Here is an 8,396-nt window from a genome sequence, read left to right on the forward strand (position 1 = left end):
CTTGACTCTAAAGAGGTCAGTAAATAATTTGCCGATCATCAAAATGATGAGCAGTGTGGTTAACATCAGTAATGGTGTTTGAATCTGATAAACCGGTGTTAGATTAAGCGCGCCAGACGTCAGTACGACCAGCAGGTTAATGCCAAGTATTCGGTGCACCATAAGTTTAGGCGTTGCGAACACTTTCCATATCACCATGCTATTAATGAAATAGAACAATGCCAATTGCCACAACTCAGTCATCATCGGCATGATAAAGATGTATTGAAGTAAAATAATGGTACCTGTGCCTATCAACCCGAAAAATGCATCTTTGATTACACTTGGTGGCATCGTCGGCAACATGGAAGAAAATACGCCTGCAATCATCGGAAAAATAAAACCACCCGGCACAGGTAGATATATCCAAACCAGTAGCGACGTTACGAACATCGAGACTCCTTGTAAGACTTTTCTCCCATCTTCATCCAGGTGTTGAACAAAGGTACGGTGCTCATGGTGCCAAGGAACGTTTTTCTTCTCACTCTTCACAAACGGCACATCATTAATCAATGACAAGTGTGGCGCCATTAACTCTAGTTTTTCCAGTTTTTCTGTGAGAATTGGCCAATCAATAGGTTGAGTAAGTTCATCCGAGGCGAGTTCAAGCAGACGCTCTTGAATATGCGCCATTTCGTTGATTCGTAAACGCCATGCGTGAATATTTTCTTTTAGGTGATAACTCCCAGCGAGCGGCAAATCCAACAGTTGATAGAGCTTTTCAATATTAGCGGTATTGGACTCTAAGGCTTCTATATAAAGGTTGTTGGTATCGCTCATTGCTGTTATCAGCGTTTCTCTGCTTGTTTCAAATCGTTGTACAAAGTTCTGCTCAGTGTTTACAGGCCAGATCAGACGATAAACAATCGAGAAGGTGATAACACCTAATAGAGTTTCTTGTATTCGAAGCACTGCAAAATAGAATGTAATTTGGTTATCGAATCCACCCATACAAGAGATGATGGAGCAAACCGCAAAGCCTATTGAAAAGACATAACCGTATTTTTCATCACTCGACATGAAGATGCATGTACCGAGAAATAAGGTGAAAAACATCAGAAATAGAAAGCGGTCCTGAGAAAACATCGCAATCAAGAAAAAGGCATAACCAGTCCCTAACAAGGTTCCCATTAATCGGTTATGGCCTTTGTTTATTGAATGGGCAAAACTCTCGTTCAATGCCATGACAGCAACCGCAATTGCCGCCCAATAAGGTTTTTCCCACTGAAACCACAAAGTAAGGCAGATAGAGATAACAATCGCGAGAGAAGCCTTAATTGCTTCTTTGGTCGATACACTGAACATAAATGCCATCCAACTATTTGATTATTTTGATTGAAGCTGTCATGCCGACACGAAGTTGCAAGTCTTCAGGCACGTTATCGAGTACTACTTTAATTGGTATACGCTGAGCGAGGCGAATCCATTGAAAGTTTGGGTTCACGTTAGGAAGAAGATCATTACCTGTGCTGCCGTCTTGTGTTGCAATACCAAAGCCAATGCTTTTGATATGGCCTTCCAATTGAATATTGTTGTGCATCATAAGAGTGACAAGCGCTTTGTCGTTAGGGCCAACATTCACCAGATCAGTTTCTTTGAAATAGCCTTCGATCCAGAAACTGTCTTGATCGATCAATGCAACTACCGGTGTATTGGCGACAACTTGAGAGCCTTCTCGTAGGTTTAAGTTCGTGATGAAGCCATTCGTTGGAGCGTAAACCTTGGTGTATTTGAGATTTAAATGTGCCTCTTCAACATTGGCCTTTGCTAGTGCAACGTTAGCTGCATTCGTCTCAACCGCGTTGTTCAGGTTATTCAAGGTCAGCACTGGCAGCGCGCCAGGCGTTCTTTTTTCTAAGTTCAACGCGCGTTGCTCTTCGTTTTTAGCTTTTGCTAAGAGCGCGCGAGCCTGTTTCTGTGTCGCGAGTGCTTTATTGTAGGCCGCTTGATAAATACTTGGGTCGATCTCAAACAGGAGATCCCCTTTAACTACCTGTGAGTTGTCTTCAATATGGACTTTAGTTACTTGCCCGGTGACTCGAGGGGTAATAGAAACTATGTATGCGCTGACCTGACCATCTCTAGTCCAGGGATTACTCGAATAAGATTGGTAATAGCTATAAACCACAGAGCTTGCGGCAACGACCAGTAGTAGCGTGATGAGATAACGTTTAATCAAGGTGAATGCCTCAGAAGATGGTAATGAATTGACCGATAACGCCGACGAAAATCACGATTAGGCTTAATTCGGCAATTGCAGGAAAAGCGACATATTTATGTAGCCCAAGTTTTGTCGCGATTGAGCCAGTCAATATCGTCAATACATAAGCTAACGCGATAACCAATAGCAAAGGAGGGAAGTAGATCTCACCCCACACGAGTTCATGTGGCATTGTGTTCATGGGTCTATCTCTATCGTTTTAAGAAGGTAACGATAAAGGAAATGCGGTGATGTTAATAATCGTATATAGAGGATCAGATCCATCAAATACAGACAGGTTTAGGTATATACTAGGAAGGATAGGCAGCAAAGGTACAAATCAGTATTCACGTTTGTTCAGTCTTTTTATCATTATTAATTCTGATGCAGTAGATATTTTTCTATCTCGTATGCATGACCAAGAAAGTAAGTACATTAAAATGAACTTTAGTATTGAACAACTTCTCGCGTTTGTGACTGTCTATGAACAGCGGTCATTTAGCAAGGCGGCGGTAAAGCTTAACAAGCACAGAACGACCGTGGGTCAGGTGATTACAAACTTGGAAGATCACCTTGCAGTGAATTTTTTTGAAAGGGTCGGGCGCTCTGTTGAACCAACGGAGGACGGGCACCTCCTTTATCACTATGCAAAACAGACGATTGAGCAAGCTCGTACTTTTGACAAAGTGGCGTTGAGCCTCTCTTATGGTGGGTTAGAGAAAATAACAATCGCGTATTCTAGTTTCGTTCCACAACGTGTTTTGGTCGATATACGAAAACGACTTAAACACGATTTCCCAATGATGCGAGTGAACTTTCTGGTTAGGAATAAGAACGAAATTAAACAAGGAATACAAAGTGGGGAATATCACTTTGGACTTGTGAATGCTCACAATAGCCGAGCGATGCATAGTTTTGATTCTACTTTCCTTGGGCATTTTGAGTTCTATCCATTCGGACAAAAAGGGGGAGAACTCTCACATATCGATAAAGACGAAGTATTAGTCGCACTTAGGAACTCTAAACAGTTCGTATTGAAGTCTCTGATTGACGAAGGTATGTCTGAAAAGATTATCGTGAGCTCTGACTATGAAGAGATCGATCAGCTTTCGTTAATGATCAAAATGCTTGAAGAGGGTTTTGGATGGGCACTTCTTCCTAAGGCTTTTTTTACCGACTCTGAGTTTTCAAAACATTCAATTGAGCCCATTCATTCTGCGCAAATGGTGGAAGGATTCAAATTTGGATTCGCTTTGTGGTGCCCGCACTCGAAGCAAGTCAGTGGTATCAAAGGCTCTTTGGTGTCTGTTATTAAAGAGTACCGCGAGCAACTTATTGATAGTTTTAAGTCGTGAAAATTTGAGATATTAAAAAGGCGCTAATTATTCATTAGCGCCTTTGAGATTTTGTTCAGCTAAGAGAAGAATTACTTCTTACGGCAGAACTCAGCGATTACGTACATTGATTGACCGCCATTTGTTTTACCAGAAACAAGCTTAGGATCGTCACCAACGCTGATGCCACGGATAACAGTACCTTGCTTAATCACTTGGTTAGTGCCTTTGATTGGCAGGTCTTTGATTACTGTTACGTCGTCACCTTTTTTAAGCTCAACGCCGTTCACATCAAGAGGCTTATCATCAGCAGACATGCCGATTTGTGCCCAAACTGATGTTTCTTCTTCAAGGTACATCATGTCTAGTGCGTCTTGAGCCCAGCTTTCAGTGTTCAGACGAGTAAGTTGACGCCATGCCGTTACTTGAACTGGTGCCTCTTGACTCCACATGCTGTCGCTTAGGCAGCGCCAGTGGTTGATATCTTTAGGCTCGTCAATCTCACCAAGGCATTTGTCACATACCATGATGCCGTGATCCACTGTTACGTGGCTGTGTGGCGGTACTGCGTACGCAGTAAGAGAAGAATCAGAACCACATAGTTCACATTTAGATTGGCAGCGTTCTAGCATAGTAGCTTCAGAAGACATAATGGACTCACATTTATTAGGTATTAATTACCGGGGCTATTATCCACTTTATTTACAATAAAGAAAGAGGTCGTACGGTATTCTGTCTTGATTAATTTTAGCCGAGATCAACCATTTGTGTTTTAACGTTTTATGCAAACGGTTAACTAGGGATAGTTGGTTGGGGGTAGAAACAAAAATGCCAGCGGTAAGGCTGGCATTTGTTTAGTTGCAACTATTCTTATTCCAAGAAAGAAGCAGTAATAGATGCTGAAGTTAACGCGTTGTCGATCAAGAAGTCTACAGCTTGTGTCTGCATGCTTACATGATGACCTGCGTCCAAAGGTGTTGGTGTAGTGGTATCTTGCGGTATTACAAACGTACTGTGTGCAGCAACATCACTGAACTTAACAAAGTCCTTCGCACCGTCAGGGGTCGTGTTACTCGAATCAACGACTGTTAGGCCAAGCTTAGTTGCTAACGGTGTCGTTCCTGCGAACGGAGCGTTTGCCACTGTGTTTGGTACTGTATTATCACCTTGTACTTGCCCCATATAAATAGGCAGAACAGGTGAGCCAGAAGCAACTAGATAAGCAGCATTTGTAAACGGATCCACAGTATCTAACACCGTTTGTGCAGCGTAAGCGAACTGTTGGAAAGCGGCTGTCATGGTTGCTTTCTGTGCTGCAGTCGCGTTTGCTTCAAACGTTGTGTAACACTGTTTACTAGAGAGGCTTCCACAGTTCGCGGTTGCGAAACCTGCGTATTCAGTTGAAGCGCTCAATGCAACGCTATGCTTAACTTGAGGGCCAAACTCTGTAGAACCCAGTAGAAGGTTAGATATCTGACCACCAGAGTTTTCTATCGCTGCTGAACTGAATGAGTAAAGCGAATTAGCTGCGACACTACCGAGAGTACGGTTAGAGGCTGCAACTGCCGTCGTTCCAACAATACCGCCTAGCGAGTGGCCTAAGAACTTCACTTGTGAGCCAGTAGCTAGGTTAAAGGCCTTTAATGGAGAAGTTGTGAGTGCCCCAGTTTTTAATGAAACAGCTAAAGATGCACGTAAGCCCATTACATCAAGTGCACTTTGACGTACGTTATCGCGAGCGACGGGTAAGTTCGCTAAGTTTAGATAAGCCAAAACGTCAGCATTTGCCGAACGAGTATCATCCAAACTACGTGTACCGTGGATCGGTAAGTCAATGGCCAATACTGCTACACCCGCTTTTGCAAGGTTGTAAGCGAACGCATAAGCGTTTTCTTTCGCGGAGGTGATGCCGTGTTGGTAGATCACAACATTAGTAGGATCAGAACCATTTGGCGTAAACAGTAAGAATTCGACGTCTTCTAATGATTTAACTTGAGGAACAGGTGAGTATTTGGTGATGACTCGCTCGCTATCAAGTGCAGAACCATCTTTAAGAGTCAGGTTTAAACCAATGAGTTTAAGCTGCTCTGTTTGACTCGTCGCTAATATACTTGCATCAATACCAGCAGCAATAAGTTGAGCGGCCATGTTCGCCTTTTCTGCACTATTACTTAGAGCATTTGAAACCTTAGCTAGGCTAGGCATAGCGGATTCAAACGGCTGAGTATTCCATTTGCTGCTGCTTGTTTCTAAGTAGTGAGGTAACTTAACCGACCCTTGACTTACATTGACATCTGCACTTGATGCATCGTACATCGCCCCAATAGCAAACTTGGCTTTAGCAATCTTAGTCGAGTCGCCGCCACCAATGTATTTATCAAAATCAGTGTCATTTGCTAATGCTGTTTTGAATGTTACTGCAGGAAGAAACGACATAGTGTAAGCGGCTTTTAGGTCAACCGAATTAGGGTTTGCACTGCCTTTCCATACACCATTTAGGTTCGCAGAAGCCAACCCAGTCGCTGTTGCTGCTTTTGTTGCGAAAAGCGAGCCGCCAACTGATTCGGTGGTAAACCACGTCGAGTAGATGATGTCTTTGGTATCAAGGCTAACCTTGCCGGCGGCATTCGCCCCTGCAAAGATTTGCTCTACACCCTGAGTTACTTTCTGAGCTTGAGCTAAGCTGCCGTCAGTATACGTTACTGAACTTGATTTCAGAGCCGCGTAGCTTGACGACATACCTACCGGGTCGCCATTAACATCGTTCAGTTCATTCGACAGTGCCAACACGTATTCGCTTGAAGCATCGAGTGAATCTTTAAATACAATAGTAAAGGCATCCGTTGCAGCGCTAGATAACACATTAAAGTGCGTACCTAGAGTCAACACGCCTGTAACCGTTGGTGGTGTTGTGGATGTGAGTGAACTGCTAAGTTTTAGAATGTAAACGCCGCCGGTCGCGACACCGTCGGCAAGACCGGTACCTTCGAAATTCATAACGATTGGCATCGAAGTAGACCAGCCATCCATTGTGTTCATTGCCGCAATTGGATTCGTTAACGAATCTTTACCACCCGTTGGTAACCCGAGAGTGCCATCCGTCGTGTCCATCAGAGCAAAGCTTGGCAGTGGAACCGCTTTGTTCGCACCACTTAGATGAAACTTAATACTCGTTGTGCGAGCCAGTGAATCTTGAATGTACTGCTCATATTTAACGGCAGTTGAGGCACCTGAACTCGAAGAGTCATCACCACAACCGGCAAGAAATATCGCCGAAGCAAGCAGCGAAACACTAAATAACTTTTTCATGTTTGAATTCCGTTTAGTTAAAGGTGTAGTTCAATTGAATTGCAGATAGGTAAGCGACTGCATCACCTGAAAACTCAAGCTTTTGACCCAGTTCGTTAGTTTCCGTGAAATCACCATCTTTACTTTGTACAAGTGCAAAACCAGCATCAATAGAAAGATCTGGGCTGTATTGGTAAGTCAAGCCAGTGCTGTACCAGTAACGATCGCTATCTGGGATACTTAACGTTGCTTGACCAGCTTGCTCGTCATAGGCAAGACCCGCCCTTAGTGTCCACTCTTGATTCAACTGATAAGTCGCACCCAACGAGTAGCGGTTGTTATCCTCGTAGTGTTCTGTCTTTTTAAAACACACACCATCTTTACAATCTGGACTGGTGGCTTTAAGTTCTTTAAAACTGCTCCAACCCGTTTGTTGCCAACCGTAGTGGATAGCCCACTGTTCGGTCAGTTGGTGGAAAGCCGATATTTCAATAATTGAAGGTAAGGTAATTTTTAAGCGGCCAGTCGTTGCAGTTGCGCTACCTTGTACGATTCCACCGGTGTAATCTTTGAAATCACCATCGTCAAAATCAAGGTCAACTTCCGAACGATAAGCGATAGAAAATCGATTGTTTTCATTCAATTCATATAAGCCACCCACATTCCAACCAAATGCGAATGTTTCACCAGTCATACTGATTAACTTCGTCGACGAAGGATCTCCAGTAACATTTGAAATAGCACCTTGGTGTCGGTTGAGTTCAGCTTCTGCATAAACAAGGTTTACGCCAGCACCAATGCTGAATTGGTCGTCGATTCTATACGCTACGTTTGGGTTTAAATTGACAGACATTAGTGATGTATCACCAGCTAGATCACCCGCGTAGATATCATCTGGGTAATCGGTAGCAACACCGTAGTTGGAAAACATACCAATGCCCCAAGCCCATTGCTCATTGATTGGGCTAATGTAGTAAGCACCAGGTACAATTTGAAGGGGAGCGACGTCTTTAGATGTCTGACTTTGTCCGCCAGAACCTGGAACATTGTTTTGAGTAATGTCTACTTCTGGATCAACGACAGAAACCGCGCCTGAAAATTGGGCTGTATCAAATAGGGTCATTGCAGCGGGGTTTCTCGCAAGTACACTCGCGTTATCGGCAACTGCACCTTCACCTGAGAATGCGCGTCCAAGGCCTGAGGCAGAGTGCTCAGCAACTTGGAAACCAGCCGCAAGTGAATTACATGCAAATAGTACAGAAAGCGAAACGAGAGAGCGTTGTATTGTTTTCATCCTTGACCCTCCTAGGGCATCAAATCTCATTCTTATTGTTGAAAACACACTGAGCATTGTTATTAGTGATGCTCCAATGTAAATGACATGTTAAATTCATGTTTCATGTAAAGTCAAAGAATGAGTTATCATTTTGTGAAGTTATAATTTTAAGGGGCGGGACTTTAACATTTATAATATGCATACAATCAATGGTTTATTCGTGGTTGGAGGTGTGACCAGAATGTTTATGCGCATTATC

Annotated in this window: 7 protein-coding genes; 1 reads left to right on the forward strand and 6 read right to left on the reverse strand. The window is 43.3% G+C overall.

Annotation, left to right across the window (positions count from 1 at the left end):
• The 3 genes from AB4653_RS04100 to AB4653_RS04110 all read right to left on the reverse strand — a co-directional run.
• A partial coding sequence (locus tag AB4653_RS04100) for an FUSC family protein (RefSeq protein ID WP_372103398.1) occupies window positions 1-1,344 on the reverse strand: 1,344 nt, incomplete at its 3' end.
• 13 nt (window positions 1,345-1,357) lie between these two features.
• The gene (locus AB4653_RS04105) at window positions 1,358-2,218 is read right to left on the reverse strand and encodes an HlyD family secretion protein (protein WP_009845314.1); all 861 of its coding nucleotides are present in this window, start codon (window positions 2,216-2,218) and stop codon (window positions 1,358-1,360) included.
• A gap of 10 nt (window positions 2,219-2,228) precedes the next feature.
• Window positions 2,229-2,441, reverse strand: coding sequence for a DUF1656 domain-containing protein (locus AB4653_RS04110; RefSeq protein WP_004730923.1), 213 nt, complete (start codon window positions 2,439-2,441; stop codon window positions 2,229-2,231).
• Between the two features lie 238 nt (window positions 2,442-2,679).
• Between AB4653_RS04110 and AB4653_RS04115 the strand changes: the two genes are divergently transcribed.
• On the forward strand, window positions 2,680-3,594 hold the full coding sequence (locus AB4653_RS04115; protein WP_102257728.1) for a LysR family transcriptional regulator: 915 nt from the start codon (window positions 2,680-2,682) through the stop codon (window positions 3,592-3,594).
• Between the two features lie 71 nt (window positions 3,595-3,665).
• Here AB4653_RS04115 and AB4653_RS04120 read toward each other — a convergent pair whose 3' ends face one another.
• The 3 genes from AB4653_RS04120 to AB4653_RS04130 form a co-directional block, all read right to left on the reverse strand.
• On the reverse strand, window positions 3,666-4,223 hold the full coding sequence (locus AB4653_RS04120; protein ID WP_009845316.1) for a PhnA domain-containing protein: 558 nt from the start codon (window positions 4,221-4,223) through the stop codon (window positions 3,666-3,668).
• A gap of 220 nt (window positions 4,224-4,443) precedes the next feature.
• Complete coding sequence (locus AB4653_RS04125) at window positions 4,444-6,882, reverse strand: VolA/Pla-1 family phospholipase (protein ID WP_102257720.1); 2,439 nt, start codon at window positions 6,880-6,882, stop codon at window positions 4,444-4,446.
• Window positions 6,883-6,895: 13 nt separating this feature from the next.
• Window positions 6,896-8,155, reverse strand: coding sequence for an outer membrane protein transport protein (locus AB4653_RS04130; protein WP_009845318.1), 1,260 nt, complete (start codon window positions 8,153-8,155; stop codon window positions 6,896-6,898).
• Window positions 8,156-8,396: the final 241 nt, after the last annotated feature.

This window comes from Vibrio sp. 10N.222.48.A3, assembly GCF_041475345.1.
Taxonomy (GTDB): domain Bacteria; phylum Pseudomonadota; class Gammaproteobacteria; order Enterobacterales; family Vibrionaceae; genus Vibrio; species Vibrio tasmaniensis_A.